This window comes from Nocardia sp. NPDC057227, from assembly GCF_042669725.1.
Classification (GTDB): domain Bacteria; phylum Actinomycetota; class Actinomycetes; order Mycobacteriales; family Mycobacteriaceae; genus Nocardia; species Nocardia asteroides_A.
In genome coordinates this window covers 79,756-95,606 of record NZ_JBHUXA010000010.1, presented here as the reverse complement: position 1 = coordinate 95,606, position 15,851 = coordinate 79,756, and the positions used below count along the sequence as shown (strand labels likewise).

The following is a 15,851-nucleotide window of genomic DNA, read 5'->3' as shown; positions in this document are numbered from 1 at the left end:
AGGGGCCTCCCGATCGAATCGGGAGGCCCCTCGCCGTCGGTGCTCAGCCCGCGAGCTGGGCGATGATCCCGGCCCGGTCCGGCAGCACCGAGTACTCCACGATCCGCCCGTCCCGGAACCGGATGGTGCTGATGCTGAACCCGGTGAAGTGCCGCCCGGTGTCCGGCACGCCGAAGAGCTCACCGCGCTGCGTGCCCTCGATGGTCCAGTAGACGACGACGCGGTCGTCCTCGGCCACGGTGTCGACGACGGTCGCGGTGACGTTCTCGACATTGGCGCGCAGCCAGGTGATGTGCTCGATGAAGCCGCCGCGGCCCTTGACGCTCCCGGCCGGGACGGCGCTGTCGGTGCCGTCGTCGGCGACGATCTCGTCCAGCAGGTGCAGCTGCCCCTCGGTGATCACCTCGTGGTAGAAGCGGCGCGCGACATCCTTGTTGGTCTGTGCGGTGGTGCTCAATCGTCTCTCCTTCTCGTGCGGTGCGGAATTCAGAAACCCTGGCCGGGCAGCGGCAGGATGCCGAGGTTGGCATCCAGCCCGCCGTCGACGACCAGCGTGGTGCCGGTGATGTACCCGGCGGCGGGGGAGGCGAGGAACCAGATGGCCTCGGCCTGCTCGCTCGGTTCGGCGAAGCGGCCGAGCGGGATCCGGCGCTCGATGACGGCGAGCAGCGCCGGATCCCGGTGCACGTTGGCGGTGATGCCGGTGCGGGTGAGGCCGGGGGCGAGCGCGTTGATCCGCACGCCCTGCGCGGCGTAGTCGATGGCGAAGGCGCGCACCAGGTTGATCAGCGCGCCCTTGGAGGCGTTGTAGGCCCAGTTGCCCGGGTCGCCGCGCAGCCCGGCCACCGAGGAGGTGAAGATCGCCGAGCCGCGGGTCTCGCGCAGCGCCGGGATCGCGGCCTTCAGGCCGTGGATGGGGCCGCGCAGATTGACGCCGAAGATCCGGTCGGCCGACTCCACCGAGCCGGGGGTCTCCAGCGGTGGGGTGCCGCCGGTGCCCGCGTTCAACACGACGGTGTCCAGCCGGCCGAACCGCTCCAGCGCGGTCTGCACGGCCGTCCGGTTGACCTCCTCGGCGGAGACGTCACCGGCGATGGTGACGATGCCATCGCCGAGCGACTCCAGCCCGCGCGCGGACACGTCGACGGCGACGACGTGCTCGCCGCGCTCGGCGAAGAGCTCGGCGGTGGCCCGGCCGATACCGGAGGCCGCGCCGGTCACGAGGACGACGCGCGGGGTCGATGGTTCGCTCACAGGAATCCTTTCGAGAGGGGAACGGCCGCCCGCGGGACGGCGGCCAGCAACTGGCGGGTGTACGGGTGCTGCGGGTCGGCGAAGAGCTGCTCGGTCGGCCCGGCCTCGACGACCCGGCCGTCCCGGGTGACCAGCACCCGCCCGCACAGCCTGCGCACCACCGCGAGATCGTGCGAGATGAAGAGCAGCGCGGTGCCGGTCTCCCGCCGGACCCGGTCGAACAGCTCCAGGATCTGCGCCTGGATGGTGACGTCGAGCGCCGAGACCGGCTCGTCGGCGACGATCAGCTCCGGCTCGCTGGCCAGCGCCCGCGCGATCGCCACCCGCTGCCGCTGCCCGCCGGAGAGCTGCGCCGGACGTCGTCGCACCAGCTCCGGATCCAGCCCCACCGACACCAGCAGCGCCGCCACCCGGGCCGCGGGGGAGCGTTCCCGGTGCAGCGCCTCGGCCACGATCCGGCCGACGTTCCAGCGCGGGTCGAAGGCGCTGAGCGGGTCCTGGTCGATGAGCTGGATCCGCGGCCGCAGCGGCCTGCGGGCGCGTTCGGTGCGCTCGCTCCACGGCTCGCCGTCGAAGTGCACGGTGCCGTCGCGCGGGGTCAGGTGGGCCAGTGCGAGCCGGGCGATCGTGGACTTGCCTGAGCCGGATTCGCCGACCACGCCCAGGGTTTCGCCGCGCGCGAGGGTGAACGAGACATCCTCGACCGTGCGTCGCCCCGCACCGCCGGGCAGCTTGTACTCGTGCCCCACCGCCAGGAACTCCAGCAGCGGCGGGCCGTCCGGCGCGGTCGGCTCCGCCGGGGGCGCGCGCCGGGCGCGCGGCCGGTGCTCGCCGGGGTGCAGGCAGCGCGCCGCGTGGCCGTCGCCGAGCTCGGTGAGCGCGGGCAGCGCGGTCCGGCAGCGCTCCTCGGCCAGCGGGCAGCGGGTGGCGAACGGGCAACCGGACGTCGCGGGCGGCGCCCACGGGGCGAGCGCGGGGTGCTCGGCCGGGCCGTCCACCCGGGGCGCGGCGGCGAGCAGCTCGACGGTGTAGGGGTGCGCGGGCGCGGCGAAGAGCTCCGCGGTGCGACCGCGCTCCACCACCACCCCGGCGTAGAGCACCGCCACCTCGTCGGCGCTGCCCGCGACCACCGCGAGGTCGTGGCTGATCAGCAGCACGGCGCTGCCCGCGGCCCTGCGCTCGTCCAGCAGCCGCAGGATCTGCGCCTGCACCCCGACGTCGAGCGCGGTGGTCGGCTCGTCGGCGATGATCAGCTCCGGGCGGGCCGCGACGGCGGAGGCGATGAGCACCCGCTGCCGCAACCCGCCGGAGAGCTCGTGCGGGTACTGCAGCAGCCGGTCGTCCGGGTCCGGGATGCCCGCGGCGGCCAGCAGTCCGAGCACCGCGTCGTCGAGCTCGTCCGGTTTCGCCAGCCCGTGGATCTGCAGCGGCTCGGCCACCTCGTGCCCGATCCGGCGCAGCGGGTCGAGCGAGGTCAGCGCGTCCTGCAGGACGAAACCGATGCGCCTGCCCCGGATCCGGCGCCACTGCCTGCCCGGCAGCGCGCGCAGGTCGATCCCGTCGAAGCGCAGGTCGTCCGCGCGCACCTCGGCGGTGCCGCCGGCCAGCCCGAGCAGGGTGCGGGCCACCACGCTCTTGCCCGACCCGGACTCGCCGACCAGCGCCAGGCAGCGCCCGGCCGCCAGCTCGAACCCCACGTCGCGCACGGCGGGCGTGCCCGCCCCGAACCGCACCGACAGATTCCGCACCTCGAGCAGCGGCTCGGTCACGACTCCCCCTCCGATCGGGCCTGCAGGGCGCGCCCGAGCACGCTCACGGCCAGCACCGTCACCGTCACCGCGAGCCCGGGGAAGACCGCGAGCGTCCACTGCGCGGAGAGATAGTTGCGCGACTGCGCGAGCAGCGCGCCCCACTCCGGCACCGAGGACTCCGCGCCGAGACCGAGGAAGCTGAGCGAGGCGCCGATGATGATCGCGGTGCCGATATTGATCACCACCAGCACCCCGAGCGGGATCAGCACATTCGGCGCCACGTGCCGCAGCACCACCCGGACCGGCGCGATGCCGAGGTCGAGCGCCGCCCGCACGTACGCGAACTGCCGCACCAGGTGCGTCCGGATCCGCACGATCCGGGCGAAACCGGGGGCCAGCGCCACCGTCACCGCGATCGCGACATTCCCGGTGCCCGGCCCGAGCACGGCCACCACCAGCAGCGCCATCAGCACCGCGGGGAACGCGAGGAAGACGTCGGCGAGCCGCATGCCGACCTGGTCCGCCACCGGCCCGCCCAGCGCCGCCAGCAACCCCCACACCGCGCCGACCAGGCTCGCCGCCAACGTCGAGCCGACCCCGACCAGCAGCGTGGCCGCGGTGCCGTGCACCACCCTGGCGTAGACGTCGCGGCCCAGCCAGTCGGTGCCGAACGGGTGCGCGAGGCTCGGCGGCCGCAGCGCGACCGCCGGGTCGATGGCATCCGGTGACCCGGCCAGCAGCCCCGGCGCCACCGCGGCCAGCAGGATCAGCAGCAGCACCGCCCCGGCGAGCAGCACCCCGGCGCCGGGCAGCCGCACGGAGCCGCGGCCGAGCGCGATCGCGGTACTCACCGCACCACCGCCCCGACCCGGGGGTCGACGATCCGGTACAGCTGGTCCAGCGCGATCCCGATCAGCGAGAAGGCGGCGGCGGTGAGCACGACCAGCCCGGTCACCACCGGGTAGTCGCGGCCGCGCACCGCCGTCACCAGCACCTGGCCCAGCCCCTGCCGGGCGAAGACGGTCTCCACGACCACCACCCCGCCGAGCAGGTTGCCGAACATCCAGCCCGAGATGGTGAGCACCGGCAGCGCCGCGTGCCGCAGCGCGTGGTGCAGCCGCACCCTGGTCTCGGTGGCGCCGCGCGCCCGCACCGTCAGCGCGAACGGCTGCGCCAGCGCCTGCTCGATCCCGTCCCGCGCCACCTGGGAGAGCACCCCGGCGATGGCGATGGCGAGGGTGATCCAGGGCAGCACCAGCGCGGCCGGGCCGCCGTTGCCGAGCACCGGGAACAGGTGCCAGCGGAAGGAGAAGAGCGCGAGCAGCAGGAACCCGATCCAGAACGTCGGCATGGAGAGCGCCCCGAACTCCGCCACCCGCGCCACCGCGCGCGGCCGCGGCCTGCCCGCGGTGGCGACCGCGACCGCGAGCGCGAGCAGCAGCCCGAGCACCATCCCACCGAGCGCGAGTGCCAGCGTGGCGCCCGCCTGATCGGCCACCACCGTCAGCACCGGCTGGTTCAGCTGGTACGAGCGGCCCAGGTCGCCGCGGAGCAACCGGCCGAGAAAGCGCAGGTACTGGAGCAGTACCGGATCGTCGAAGCCGTAGTCGGCGCGGATCCGGGCCAGCACCTCCGGCGAGGCGGTGGCCGCGACCCCGCCCGCCACCGCCCGCGCCGGGTCGCCGGGAATGAGCAGCAGCCCGGCGAAGGTCACCGTGGCCGCCCCCCACATCACCAGCAGCGCCAGCGCCAGCCGCCCGGCCAGCCAGCGCAGCGGCTCCGGCACCCGGCTCAGGAGGCGAGCCAGACGTCGGCGAAGCGCGGGTAGGTCTGCGCGTCGAAGACCAGCCCGCGGACCGAATCCGCGAACCCGGTCAGGCTCACCGGGGTGTAGACCGGCACGATGTAGGCCTGCTTGAGCACCTCGCGCTGCACCGCCGAGTAGGCCGCGCCCGCCTTGGCCGGGTCGGCCGCCGCCTCGGTGACCCAGGCGTCGATCTCCGGCGAGTTCACCAGCGCCACGTTGCCGCCCGCCTTGGCGTAGGTGTTGGCGGAGAAGAAGGCGAAGCGCAGCACGTCCGGGGTCGGGCGCGCGAAGCTCACGTCGACCAGGTCGTACTCGCCGCCGATCAGGTAGCGGTCGACGTAGGTGCCGGTGTCGACGGTGGGCCTGGCGATCTCGATGCCGACTGTGCGCGCCTGCGCCTTGAAGCCCTCGGCGATCACCTCGCGCTGGTCCTTGGTGCCCTCGGGCCAGTACGGCCAGACCAGGGTGAGCCGCTTGCCGTCCTTGACCCGGTATCCGTCGGCGTCGGTCCCGGTCCACCCGGCCTGGTCGAGGAGCCTGCGCGCCGCGTCCGGATCGTGCTTCGCCAGTTCGCTGTTCGCGCCCCCGTCGTAGTCGGCCGTGGTCGGGCTCAGCGCGTTGTCCGCCACCGGGTAGCGGCCGAAGTAGACGCTGCGCACCAGCGCGTCGACGTCCACCGCCGAGCTCAGCGCGCGGCGCACCAGCGGATCCTGCAGCGCGCCGCGGGAGCGGTTCAGGTAGACGTTGTAGTTCAGCCCCGGCGTCTCGGTGCTGTGCAGTTCGAAGCCGTCCAGCCCCGACAGGTCACCGGCGGAGACCGGCGGCACCCCGGCGATGCCCTGCACCTGGCCGCTGATCAGCGCGCCGTAGCGGGTGGCGTCCTCCGGGACGAACTCGAACACCAGCCGGTCCAGGTAGGCGGCGCCGCTGTTCTCCGCGCCGGTCGGCGGCGAGGTGTAGCCCTCGTTGCGCACCAGCGTCTCGCGCTTGCCCTGCTCCCACCGCTCGAAGGCGAACGGGCCGGTGCCCACCGGGCGGTACTCCGGCGCGGTGAGCGCCTTCGGGCTCTGGATGCCGAGGCTCGGGGTGGAGAGTGCCTGCAGGAACGGGGTGAACGGCTGCTTCAGCACCACCTCGAGCCGCCGGGCGTCGAGCACCCTGGTCTCCTGGTACGGCGTGATCAGCGAGGCCGCGTAGGCGGACTTGGTCTTCGGGTCGACCACGTGGTCGAGGGTGGCGCGCACCGCGGCGGCGTCCAGCGGGGTGCCGTCGTGGAAGGTGACCCCCTCGCGCAGCGTGAAGGTGTAGGTGCGGCCGTCGGGGGAGAGGCTCCACTCGCTGGCCAGCCACGGGCCGAAGCTCTCCGGGCCGGTCTGCACCACCAGCGAGTCGAAGATGTTGCGGTTGATCACGCTGGTCACCGCGGTCGCCGCGACGGCCGGGTCGAGCGAGACCTGGGTGCCGGCCACCGCGTAGGTCAGTGTCCCGCTGCGGGCGGGCGTCTCCGCCGCGGCGTCCGAGCCCGAACGGGTGGCCAGGACGACCCCCGCCACCACCACCGCGACGACCGCGATGACCGCCGCGATCGGCCACGCCCGGCTGCGGCCCAATCTGTTCCCGGAACGCCGGACCTCTTCGTGCTCTGCAGACATGGGATCGACTCCAGCACGGCCCATCGGCCCAGGTCAACGATTGGCGCACAACCGAATTCAGGTTCCGTCGATACTGATCGGTGTCGATCGGAAGACCCGATCGAAGATCGGAATCTCGCTGCGCGCAGCGCTGTACCCGATGCCACGAACGGCTTCGCGCTCTAGGATCCCGGCATGACCGGACCCGGCAGGATCTTGGCCCGCGCCTTCCACGACGATCCCATGTTCACCTACATCCAGCCCGACCCCGCGCGCCGCGCGGCGGTGCTGCCCTGGTTCTTCGACACCTCGGCCCGGCTCGGCCGGAAGTACGGAAGGCTGGACGAGCGGCCCGGCGCGGGCGCGGCGATCTGGCTGCTGCCCGGGCGCGGGCTCGGCCTGCGCCAACTGGCGGGCGCCGGCTTCCTGAGCGCGCCGGTCCGGCTCGGCCCCGGCGCCTTCCGCCGCTTCGGCGCCTTCACCTCCGAGCTGGAGCGGGCCCAGCGCGCGGTGCTCGAGCAGCCCTTCCTGCACCTGTTCATCCTCGGCGTCGACCCGGACGAGCAGGGTCGAGGGCACGGCGCCGCGCTCATCGACCCGGTGCTCGCCGAATCCGCCCACCCCACCTACCTGGAGACGGTGAACGAGGCCAACGTGCCGTTCTACGAGCGGCACGGCTTCGACGTCGCCTCCACCCACCAGCCCGACGGCATGCCGCGCTTCTGGACCATGATCCGCCAGCCGGGCCTGGGCCTGCCCGGCGACGGCTCCCGGTAGGCGCGGAGTCAGTCGCCGACCGGCTCGGTCACGATCCGCGCGGTCTCGGTCCCCAGGCGCACCAGCGTCTCGACGAACTGCTCCCTGGTCAGCGCGAGCGTTCCGCGCAGCCACATGGCGACCACGTGCGTGGTGCCGGAGATCAGCACCTGTGCCAGCATGACCTGGCGCGCGGTACCGCCGGGCCTGCCGGTGATCATCGCGAGGAGCTGATCGACGAAGGCGGCGACCGCCCGGTCGCGCGCGGCGAGCAGGTGCGGATACCCCGCCGACTCGACATACAGGCGGGCAACGCGCGGATCGTCGAAGGCGTCGAGTATCGCCTCGACCGCGAGGGTGACCACCCCGGCCGGGGAGCCGACGGCACGAGCATCGGCCAGGTCGATCGTCCGGGCCACGCCGGACAGGACATCGGTCAGCGTGACCGCCAGCAGCGCGTCGAGGCTCTCGAAGCTCTCGTAGAAGTAGCGCTTGGAGAGTCCGGCCCGCTGACACACCGCGAGGACCGTCAGCGACACCACGCCACCCTCGAGCACGAGGTCGAGACCGGCCTCGACCAGCTGGGAACGCCGATCCAGCCGTCGCTCGGCGGCGCTGGCGCCCGCGTACCGACGGCCGACCGCGCTTCCCTCGTTCGACATCGTCCCATCTTGACAGGTGCTCCGGTTCGTTTATTCTCAGATCGAGAACTGACACGTTCCAGTTCTCGATTGGAGTGGCGATGCTGTGCTGTGTCCTGGGAATGGCGGTGCTGGCGGCGATCTCGTCGGTGTTCCGCGCACCGATCCGGTGGTGGCGAGGTGGAGTGCCCGCCTCCGGCGCCGCCTTCCCGCCCGCGGCCCGCTTCGGGCAGGCCGGGGTGGCGCTGACCGCCGGAGCGGTGCCGTGATCGCCGATACCGATCGGCAGCCGGCCGGTCGCCTGGTCGCCGCCAGGTTGCTCCCCGAGAATCCGCCGCTCATCGGGGCGGTCACGCGCCGCATCCTGCTCCGGGTCACCGCGGTGCTGGCGGCGACCTGGCTGGCCGGGGCGCTGCTGGTCACCGTTGGCGGACCGAGGGGGCAGGTGGTCGGGGCGGGGTTGCTCGTCCCCGGCGGCGGCTTCCTCTCGCACGGGCACTGGCCGATGACGGCGGTGGCGATCGCGGCGCTCGGGATCTCGGTGCTGATCTGGTGGATGATCGGCGCCGCCGTGCTGCCCGTCGCCGTGTGGATCGCGGCCATCCTGCTGCCCCTGCACCACGACCACCTGCACCCGGCGGGCTGGGCCGCCCCGCAGGTCGTCGCGGCCTGCCTCGTCCCGGGGACGGTCGCGCTGTTCCTCGCGCTGCACCTGGTGCGACACCGCGTCCAGCGGCGCAGGGCCGTCGCGCTCAACACCGAACTCCGCTCGGTGCGATTCCTGGAGACGGCGCTGCCCTCCCGGGAGGTGCTCCCGGTCGCGGAGGCCACCGAAGACGATCTCGCGCACCTGCGCTTCGCCCTCGATCTCGCCCTGCAGCCCCTCGCCGAGTTCGCCGGCTTCGACGAACGGGACCAGTTCCGGGAGGCGGCACTGCGCTATCAGCTGTGCATTCTCGGCTACGCGCTCTCCGTCTACCGCTATACCCACACCCCGTCGTTCTCCGGGTACCTGACCGAGGCCCAGCACCGGGCGATCACCAAGGTGGGGGATCGGCGGGTCTGGGGATACTGGGCGCTGGAGAACGCGTGGGGCCGGATGTCGCTCGGGCGGGACCCGGTCGACAACGGCGACAACGTCATGCTCACCGGCTGGCAGGGCGCCGCGGTGGGAATGTTCGAGACGCTGGAGGACGACCGCTTCTCCCGCCCCGGCGCACTGCGCTACACCTGGTCGGAGACCGAGCACTACGACCACGATTTCGGCGCGCTCGCCGGCTCGATCGCGCGCAATATGGAGCGCTCGCCGTACACCCTGTTCTCCTGTGAACCACGCTGGATCTATCCGGTGTGCAACATCTTCGGCGCCAATACGCTGCTGATGCACGACCGGCTGCACGGGTCGAGCTACTTCGCCGACCTGCGCGACGACATCGGCCGCGCCTACCGCGAGGAGTTCCACCGCCCCGACGGCCGGATGATCGGCGTCCGGTCGGAGACCCTCGGCCTCTCCTGGCACCTCTGGTCCGACGCGGGGGTGCAGATGCCGACCACCTACTGGATGCACTCCTTCATGCCCGATCTCGCACTGCGCTCGTGGTGGCTCATGCGCGAGACCATGATCCGGCACGACGGCGAGCGGTTCCTGCTCCCGCCGACACCGGCCAACCGGTGCGACGCGGGCAGCTACGCCTTCGGCGGGCAATCCTTCGGCCAGGTGTTCCTGGCGATGGCGGCGCGCGAGGTCGGGGACGAGGAGGTCGCCGCCAGCGCACTGCGCTACGTCGACGACACCGAGACGGTCCTCCGCTCGGGCGGCGCCGCCCGCTACGCGGGGCTGTCCACGCAGGGCAATCTCTACTCGCTGATGGCGCGCTTCGGACGCCGCTCCGGCATGCGTGACCTGATCGGCTTCGGCATGCCCGACGCGTGGCGGCAGGGTCCGCGGATCGCCGCTGCCGCCTATCCGGAGGTGCTCGTGGCGCGGGCGGTATCGGACGGCGCCGCGCTCGACGCGGTGTTGTACCCCGGCGCGGGTCCGGTCCGCGCGAACCTCGCGCTCGACCGGCTCGTCCCGGACCGGCTCTACACCGCGAGCGGCGCGACCGAGGCCACGATCCGGGCGGACGCCACCGGCCGGGCGGTCATCACGGTGGAGGTGGGGGCGCGGACGCCGGTGCGGGTGGAGCCCCGGCCATGACGTTGACCCCCGGATTCGCGGTCCGGCGGCGAATGCGCCGCCTCGACCCGCGCACCGACGCCGCCGAGATCGCCCGCCGCTCCGGCGTGCCGTTCGGGTGCGGCTCATCGGCCGCACGCGAGAACGCCCGGCCGGGGCAATTCCGGCCGGGCGTTCTCGGGCGAGGTGGGTCGATCAGCCGGTCAGGACGCGCGGTAGGTGCGCGCGACCAGGGCCGAGCGCAGGTACCACAGCCCGGACGGCTGGGACGGGTCGAAGCCGGTGAGCTGACCGATCCGCTTGAGCCGGTAGTCCACCGTGTTGGTGTGCACGTGCAGGACGCGCGCGGTGCGCTGCCGGTTCAGGTTGTTGGCGATGTGCCGCTGCAGGGTCTCCAGCAGTTCCGGGTGCTCGTCCAGCGGGTCGAGCAGCGAGCCGAGGTACTCCCGGCCCGGGCCGGGGCGGGTGAGCTGGTACTCCAGCGCCAGCTCGTCGAAGCGGTAGAGCCCGGCGACGGCCTGCAGCCGCTGCACCATGTCCAGCAGCTCGTGCGCCTGGTCGGCGGCGTCCGGGATCTGCTCCGGGGTCGCCTCCACCACGGTCGCGGTGATGCCGACCTGCGCCGCCCGGGACAGCTGCTCGACCAGGGCGTCGAAGCCCTCGCGGTCGAACCGGGTGGCCGGGATGAGCACGGTGCCGCCGTCCACGCTGAGCAGCGAGAGCGCGCTCTCCCCGCAGCGGGTGGCCAGCTCGGCCTGCACCCGGCGCAGCTTGCGCCTGGCCACTACCAGGCCGTCCAGGGTCGGGTTGGCCTCGTCCCGGTGCGGCGGGATGGCGACCGCGAGCACCGCGTACGACGTCGCGATGGCGATCCCGCACTCGCGCGCCATGGTCGAGGTGCTGTGCCCGCCCAGCAGCGCGGAGGTGAGCGTGTGCACCGCGGTGTGGTGCTCGCTCACCACTGAGCGCAGCTCGCGCACGTAGGCCATGGAGATGGTGGTGGTGATCATGTCGAGCATCTCGACGACGGTCTTGGCGCCGTCGACCAGGTTCTCGTAGTCCTTGATGCTGGCCTGCGAGACCACGAGATCGAGCCCCATCTTGAAGCCCTCGTGGATGGAGTGGTGGATGGTGTCGATGGGCACGCCCTCGCGCGCCCAGCCCGCCGCCGCGTCCTGCAGCCGCTGCAGCTTCTCCGGGATGTCCTTGCCGTCGAGCATGCTGACCGCGAATTCGAGGCAGACCCGAGTGATCGTGGTGACATCGCCGGAGATGGCGTCGCCGGGTAGGGTCCCGCAGGGCGCGACGTTCGCGACGAAATGCCCCACCATCTGCCGGGAAAGCGACCGCACGTCCTGGAGGGACGACGACATCGGTTTTCCGGACAGGGTCAGGCCCGCTCTGGTCGAACTGTCGACGGACATAGGCGACTCCTTCTGCCCCCGGGTTTACTAGCTGTGCAGGTTGATCACAGTAATCGCAGCACGCTGTCCGGGGAACGAATCCCGTGCTTCTGTGAATCCCGGCGTCGTCGTCCGAAATACCACTGTGACCGATCACAGCCGGTCCGGAAAGCGTAGCCGAAAGAGGGCGTGAGTCGCGTCACGTCCGAATCGGTCGGCCCGGAACGCCGCTCCGACGGTGGCCGCGGATTGTAGAGTCGTGCCGCCCCCGGCCGGTCAGCACCGGAAAACGGGGGCTTGCCCGGTTCGTGTCGCGGCGAGGAAGGTGAGGCGCGATCGGCGTGACACGCGCGTCGACAACCGATAGGAGCGGGCCGATGAGACCGGCTCTGCACTGCCTGGTCTGGGAACCGGACCACACGCTGTGGAACGGCACCGTCAGCGACGGCTCCGGCGGCGCGCTGCGCCCCGCCGCGCTGCGCACCCTGCGGCTGCTCCGCGATCGCGGCGTGCTGCACGCCGTCGCCGGGCGCGGCCATCCCGACCGCACCGTCGCCGCGCTGCGCGGGCACGGGGTGCTCGAGTATTTCTCCGCCGTCGAGGTGGGGTGGGGCCGCAAGTCCGGCGCGCTGCTGCGGATCGCGCGCACGCTCGGCGTCGGGCTGGACGTGATCGGCTTCGTCGACCCCGAGCCGCTGGAGCGCGCCGAGGTGGCGGGGCGGTTGCCGCTCGTCCGCTGCTACGCCGCCCGTAACACCGATGTATTGCCCGCACTCGCCGATTTCCGCCCGGTGCTGCGGAGCAACCCGTACCCCACCCCGCCGCTCGGCTTCGCCCGCGTCCCGGCGCACTGAGGCGGGGGAGGTCGGCGCCGCCCGCGCCCGATCGTCCGGGTGCGGTCAGGGGCCGGGTGCCGATGCGGGCGGGAGTCGCTCGGGATCGGCTGTTCCGCAGCGTCCGTCGCCGCCGTGTCCGTCTCCGCAGCGTCCGCCGTCGCAGCGTCCGCCGTCGCAGCCGCGTCCGTCGCGTCCGCCGCGACGCGCGGGCGTCGCGTCGGGCAGCGCGAGCGTCAGGGTCGCCAGCCGGGGTGGGTCGGCGATCACCTCGTAGCCGGCGATCCGGCCGTCGCGCACCGTGAGCCGCAGCGCCGCGCGCAGCCGCCCGCCGGGCGCGACGACCAGCCCCGGTGTGCCGTCGATCAGCAGTACCGCGGCGTAGCGGGCGCGGGCGCGCAGCAGCACCGTCTCCCCGGCGACGGCGTCCGCGCCGCGCACCACCGGCTCCGCACCCGCGGGCAGCGCCGCCGGGTCGGCGGTGCGCACCACGTCCGGTGCCAGCACGGCGAGCAGCGCACCGATGTCCCCGCTCCGCGCCGCCGCGAGGAACCGCTCCGCCACCGCCCGATCCCGGGACGCGCGCTCCGGCGCCCCCGCCCCGCGCACCTTCACCCTGGCCCGGCTCGCCAGCTTCTTGGCCGTCGCAGGCGTCCGCCGCACCATCGGCGCGATCTCGGCGAACGGCACCGCGAACAGATCGTGCAGCACGAACGCCACCCGCTCCTCCGGCCCCAGCCGATCCAGCAGGACCAGCAGCGCCCGCCCCACCTCCTCGACCAGCACCGTCTCCTCGACCGGATCGACCCCGCCCGCTACCTCGGGGGTGAACGCCCCGAGTTGCTCGGGCCGCCGCGCCCGCGCCCGCAGCCGGTCCAGGCAGAGCCGGGTGGTCACCGTGGTCAGCCAGGCCGCCGGATTGTCCGGCGCGCCTGCCCCGCGCAGCCGGAACCACGCCTCCTGCACCACGTCCTCGGCGTCGGCGGCCGACCCGAGCATCCGGCAGCCGAGCGCAAGCAGCCGGGGTCGCTCGGCCAGGAACAGCTTCTCCGCAGTGCGCACCGGTCACCTTTCGTCGCGGTCGGTCGTCACGTAGTCGACGCCGCCCGTGCCCCGAAGGAGACCCGTGTCCACCGCCCGTATCGTCACCACCCTGCTCGCCGCCGCCCTGGCCGCCATCGCCGCCCTGATCGATCTCGTCCGCGCCGACTGGGTGCGCGGCAATATGCGCCGCTACGGCATCCCGGACCGCGCCCTGCCCTGGCTCGGCGGGGTGAAGGCGCTCGGCGCGGCCGGTCTGCTCGCCGGGTTCTGGGTCCCTGCGGTCGGCGCCGCCGCCGCGCTGGGTCTCGTCCTCTACTTCCTCGGCGCCGCCGCCACCGTGCTCGCCGCCCGCGCCTACCGCGATATCGGCTACCCGCTGCCGTACCTCGCGGCGGCGGTCGCGGCCCTGGTCACCGCGGTGCCGTGAGCGCGCCCACCCCGTCCCACACCGCCCGCGCGCCGGACTCGCCGACGCGGTACACGTGCGCCATCGCCACCACCGCGACGGCGATGCCGAATACCGCGAGCACGATCAGCACCGGTTTCGCCCAGGCGCCCGTCGCCCGATCCACCAGCACGAGCGCCAGCGCCACCAGGAAGAGCGGAACCACCAGGTAGAGCATCCATTCGCCGAGTCCGGCGTGCCGCTCGATCAGCTCGTTGGCGGGCAGTGCGTGCTCCAGCTCCTCGCCGCTGGAGGTGGCGACCGGGGTGAGCGCCGCGGCCACCCCGGCGACCGCGACCACCAGCCACCCGAACCGCGCCCGTGCGGCAGGCAGGAGGGCGATCGCGACCACACCGAGCGCGGCCAGCGGAACCAGCACGACGACGGCGTGCACGACGAGGGGATGGAGCGGAAGCCCGTTCATGACCTACTCCACGTGCTGCTCGGCGATCCGGTTCAGGAGGTCAGCAGGAACGCCGCCGCCTGCTCACCGATGAACACGGCGGGCGCGTGCGTGTGCCCGCGCACCAGCAGCGGCATGACCGAGGCGTCCGCCACCCGCAGCCCCTGCACCCCGCGCACTTCCAGCCGCGGGGTGACGACGCTGGCCGCGTCGGTGCCCATCCGGCAGGTGCCGACCGGGTGGTACAGCGTGTGCGAGTACCCCTCGAGGCTCAGCTCCGCGGCGGCGGCCAGATCCTCCGGCGCCTCCGGCGGGTAGATCAGGCCGCCGAGCACCGCCTTCATGGCCGGGGTCTGCGCGATCTCGGCGCAGGCGCGCAGCCCGGCGAGGATGGCGGCCCGGTCGGCACCGTCGCTGTCGGTCAGGTAGCGGGGGTCGATGAGCGGCTTGGCCAGCGGGTCGGCGGAGGCCAGGGTGATGGCGCCGCGGCTGAACGGGCGCAGCAGCACCGTCGCCAGCACGACGCCGTGCTCCTCGGGGTCGCGCAGCCCCTCGTGGAAGAAGGGCGCGGGCGCGAAGAGCAGCTCGAGATCGGGCTGCTCCAGATCGCCGCGGCTGCGCACGAAACCGTATGCCTCGCCGACATTCGAGGTGAGCATCCCGCGGTGGCGCAGCAGGTAGCCGAGCAGCTCGCGCGGCTTCTCCGCGGCGAAGAGCGAATCGCCGCGCACCCCGTACCCGAGCGCGGCCACCAGGTGGTCCTGCAGCCCCGCGCCGACCTCTGGCGCGTGCCGCACCACCGGAATACCGTGCGCGGCCAGCTGATCGGCGTCGCCGATGCCGGAGAGCAGCAACAGCTGCGGGCTGTTGATCGCCCCGCCGCTGAGCACCACCTCGCGCCGTGCCCGCACCACCTTCGTCGCCCCGCCCTGCCGGTACTCGACGCCGACCGCGCGGGTGCCGTCGAAGAGCACCCGGGTGGCCTGCGCCTCGGTACGCACCCGCAGGTTCGGCCTGCGCAGCGCCGGGCGCAGGTAGCCGTCGGCGGTGCTCCATCGGCGGCCGGCGCGCTGGGTCACCATGGTCTGCGTGAAGCCCTGCGGGTCCGGCCGGTTCGCCGGCTCCACCGGGTACCCGGCCTCCTGCACCCCGGCCAGGTAGGCGGCGGTGAGTGCGCGCGGGCTGCGCTGGTGCTGGATGTGCAGCGGGCCGGTGGTGCCCTCGTCCGGGAACTCGGCGTCCTCGACCGTCTCGATCCGGCGGAACTGCTCGACCGCGGCCTGGAACCCCCACTCGCTGCCCGCGAGCAGCGCCCACTCGTCGTAGTCGGCGCGGAACCCGCGCACCCACATCATGGCGTTCATCGACGACGAGCCGCCCAGCATCTTCCCGCGCGGCCAGTAGATCTGCCGGTTGCCGAGCTGCTCCTGCGGCTCGGTCAGGTAGTCCCAGTCCACCTCGGTGCGGAACAGTTTGGCGAACGCGGCCGGGATGTGCGCGAACCGGTTCTTGTCCGCGGGCCCGGCCTCCAGCAGCATGACCCGGGTCGCGGCGTCGGCGCTCAGCCGGTTCGCCAGCACCGCCCCCGCGGAGCCCGCCCCGACGATCACGTAGTCGGCGTCGATTTCGTCCGTTGGCACAGTTGCACGCTCCGATCGGCCGTACCGGTGTGGGGATATCCGTCAATCTACGAGGAACGGGCCG

General features: G+C 73.2%; 16 protein-coding genes. 5 read left to right on the top strand and 11 right to left on the bottom strand.

The annotated features are described in order from the left end of the window. Positions 1 to 43: 43 nt before the first annotated feature. Genes ACFUJ1_RS16300 through ACFUJ1_RS16275 form a run of 6 tightly spaced genes read right to left on the bottom strand, consistent with a single transcriptional unit; the run spans position 44 to position 6,464 of the window. Entirely contained in the window at positions 44 to 457 is a 414-nt protein-coding gene (locus tag ACFUJ1_RS16300; RefSeq protein WP_378646286.1) for an ester cyclase, read from the bottom strand. 29 nt (positions 458 to 486) lie between these two features. Continuing rightward, positions 487 to 1,254: an SDR family NAD(P)-dependent oxidoreductase gene (locus tag ACFUJ1_RS16295; RefSeq protein WP_378646284.1), complete on the bottom strand. Its 768-nt coding sequence runs from the start codon at positions 1,252 to 1,254 to the stop codon at positions 487 to 489. Beyond that, positions 1,251 to 3,023, bottom strand: a complete 1,773-nt coding sequence (locus tag ACFUJ1_RS16290) for a dipeptide ABC transporter ATP-binding protein (RefSeq protein ID WP_378646282.1) — start codon at positions 3,021 to 3,023, stop codon at positions 1,251 to 1,253. Before ACFUJ1_RS16290 ends, ACFUJ1_RS16295 begins: the two co-directional genes overlap by 4 nt. Continuing rightward, a complete protein-coding gene (locus tag ACFUJ1_RS16285; RefSeq protein WP_378646280.1) occupies positions 3,020 to 3,856 on the bottom strand; it encodes an ABC transporter permease in 837 nt (278 codons plus the stop codon). The genes ACFUJ1_RS16290 and ACFUJ1_RS16285 overlap by 4 nt, the downstream gene beginning before the upstream one ends. Further along, on the bottom strand, positions 3,853 to 4,791 hold the full coding sequence (locus ACFUJ1_RS16280; RefSeq protein WP_378646278.1) for an ABC transporter permease: 939 nt from the start codon (positions 4,789 to 4,791) through the stop codon (positions 3,853 to 3,855). The genes ACFUJ1_RS16285 and ACFUJ1_RS16280 overlap by 4 nt, the downstream gene beginning before the upstream one ends. A gap of 5 nt (positions 4,792 to 4,796) precedes the next feature. Next, positions 4,797 to 6,464, bottom strand: coding sequence for an ABC transporter substrate-binding protein (locus ACFUJ1_RS16275; RefSeq protein ID WP_378646276.1), 1,668 nt, complete (start codon positions 6,462 to 6,464; stop codon positions 4,797 to 4,799). A gap of 174 nt (positions 6,465 to 6,638) precedes the next feature. Between ACFUJ1_RS16275 and ACFUJ1_RS16270 the strand changes: the two genes are divergently transcribed. After that, positions 6,639 to 7,220, top strand: a complete 582-nt coding sequence (locus ACFUJ1_RS16270; protein ID WP_378646275.1) for a GNAT family N-acetyltransferase — start codon at positions 6,639 to 6,641, stop codon at positions 7,218 to 7,220. An 8-nt stretch (positions 7,221 to 7,228) separates the two neighbouring features. Here ACFUJ1_RS16270 and ACFUJ1_RS16265 read toward each other — a convergent pair whose 3' ends face one another. Continuing rightward, complete coding sequence (locus ACFUJ1_RS16265; RefSeq protein WP_378646274.1) at positions 7,229 to 7,861, bottom strand: TetR/AcrR family transcriptional regulator; 633 nt, start codon at positions 7,859 to 7,861, stop codon at positions 7,229 to 7,231. A gap of 80 nt (positions 7,862 to 7,941) precedes the next feature. On the opposite strand from ACFUJ1_RS16265, the gene ACFUJ1_RS16260 reads away from it, so the two are divergent. Both ACFUJ1_RS16260 and ACFUJ1_RS16255 read left to right on the top strand, forming a co-directional pair. Then, complete coding sequence (locus ACFUJ1_RS16260; protein ID WP_378646273.1) at positions 7,942 to 8,109, top strand: hypothetical protein; 168 nt, start codon at positions 7,942 to 7,944, stop codon at positions 8,107 to 8,109. Further along, complete coding sequence (locus tag ACFUJ1_RS16255) at positions 8,106 to 10,040, top strand: hypothetical protein (protein WP_378646271.1); 1,935 nt, start codon at positions 8,106 to 8,108, stop codon at positions 10,038 to 10,040. Before ACFUJ1_RS16260 ends, ACFUJ1_RS16255 begins: the two co-directional genes overlap by 4 nt. Positions 10,041 to 10,222: 182 nt before the next feature. Here ACFUJ1_RS16255 and ACFUJ1_RS16250 read toward each other — a convergent pair whose 3' ends face one another. Further along, positions 10,223 to 11,392: a PucR family transcriptional regulator gene (locus ACFUJ1_RS16250; protein ID WP_378646270.1), complete on the bottom strand. Its 1,170-nt coding sequence runs from the start codon at positions 11,390 to 11,392 to the stop codon at positions 10,223 to 10,225. Positions 11,393 to 11,799: 407 nt separating this feature from the next. Between ACFUJ1_RS16250 and ACFUJ1_RS16245 the strand changes: the two genes are divergently transcribed. After that, on the top strand, positions 11,800 to 12,276 hold the full coding sequence (locus tag ACFUJ1_RS16245; RefSeq protein WP_378646268.1) for a hypothetical protein: 477 nt from the start codon (positions 11,800 to 11,802) through the stop codon (positions 12,274 to 12,276). Positions 12,277 to 12,321: 45 nt separating this feature from the next. Here the strand turns inward: ACFUJ1_RS16245 and ACFUJ1_RS16240 are convergent, their stop codons facing one another. Continuing rightward, positions 12,322 to 13,317, bottom strand: coding sequence for a sigma-70 family RNA polymerase sigma factor (locus ACFUJ1_RS16240; RefSeq protein WP_378646266.1), 996 nt, complete (start codon positions 13,315 to 13,317; stop codon positions 12,322 to 12,324). Between the two features lie 64 nt (positions 13,318 to 13,381). Here ACFUJ1_RS16240 and ACFUJ1_RS16235 point away from each other — a divergent pair, with 64 nt between their 5' ends. Then, positions 13,382 to 13,726 (top strand): DoxX family protein, encoded by a 345-nt coding sequence (locus tag ACFUJ1_RS16235; protein ID WP_378646264.1) that lies wholly within the window; start codon positions 13,382 to 13,384, stop codon positions 13,724 to 13,726. On the opposite strand, the gene ACFUJ1_RS16230 is transcribed toward ACFUJ1_RS16235, so the two are convergent. Both ACFUJ1_RS16230 and ACFUJ1_RS16225 read right to left on the bottom strand, forming a co-directional pair. Next, positions 13,710 to 14,168, bottom strand: coding sequence for a DUF2231 domain-containing protein (locus ACFUJ1_RS16230; protein WP_378646262.1), 459 nt, complete (start codon positions 14,166 to 14,168; stop codon positions 13,710 to 13,712). The two genes, ACFUJ1_RS16235 and ACFUJ1_RS16230, sit on opposite strands and share 17 nt — an antisense overlap. A 32-nt stretch (positions 14,169 to 14,200) precedes the next feature. Continuing rightward, positions 14,201 to 15,787 (bottom strand): GMC family oxidoreductase, encoded by a 1,587-nt coding sequence (locus ACFUJ1_RS16225; RefSeq protein WP_378646260.1) that lies wholly within the window; start codon positions 15,785 to 15,787, stop codon positions 14,201 to 14,203. Between the last annotated feature and the right edge of the window lie 64 nt (positions 15,788 to 15,851).

Coding starts and splice junctions, on each gene's coding strand:
- ACFUJ1_RS16270 (WP_378646275.1), top strand. CDS start 6,639: ATGACCGGACCCGGCAGGATCTTGGCCCGCGCCTTCCACGACGATCCC.
- ACFUJ1_RS16245 (WP_378646268.1), top strand. CDS start 11,800: ATGAGACCGGCTCTGCACTGCCTGGTCTGGGAACCGGACCACACGCTG.
- ACFUJ1_RS16230 (WP_378646262.1), bottom strand. CDS start 14,168: ATGAACGGGCTTCCGCTCCATCCCCTCGTCGTGCACGCCGTCGTCGTG.
- ACFUJ1_RS16250 (WP_378646270.1), bottom strand. CDS start 11,392: ATGTCGTCGTCCCTCCAGGACGTGCGGTCGCTTTCCCGGCAGATGGTG.
- ACFUJ1_RS16260 (WP_378646273.1), top strand. CDS start 7,942: ATGCTGTGCTGTGTCCTGGGAATGGCGGTGCTGGCGGCGATCTCGTCG.
- ACFUJ1_RS16275 (WP_378646276.1), bottom strand. CDS start 6,464: ATGTCTGCAGAGCACGAAGAGGTCCGGCGTTCCGGGAACAGATTGGGC.
- ACFUJ1_RS16265 (WP_378646274.1), bottom strand. CDS start 7,861: ATGTCGAACGAGGGAAGCGCGGTCGGCCGTCGGTACGCGGGCGCCAGC.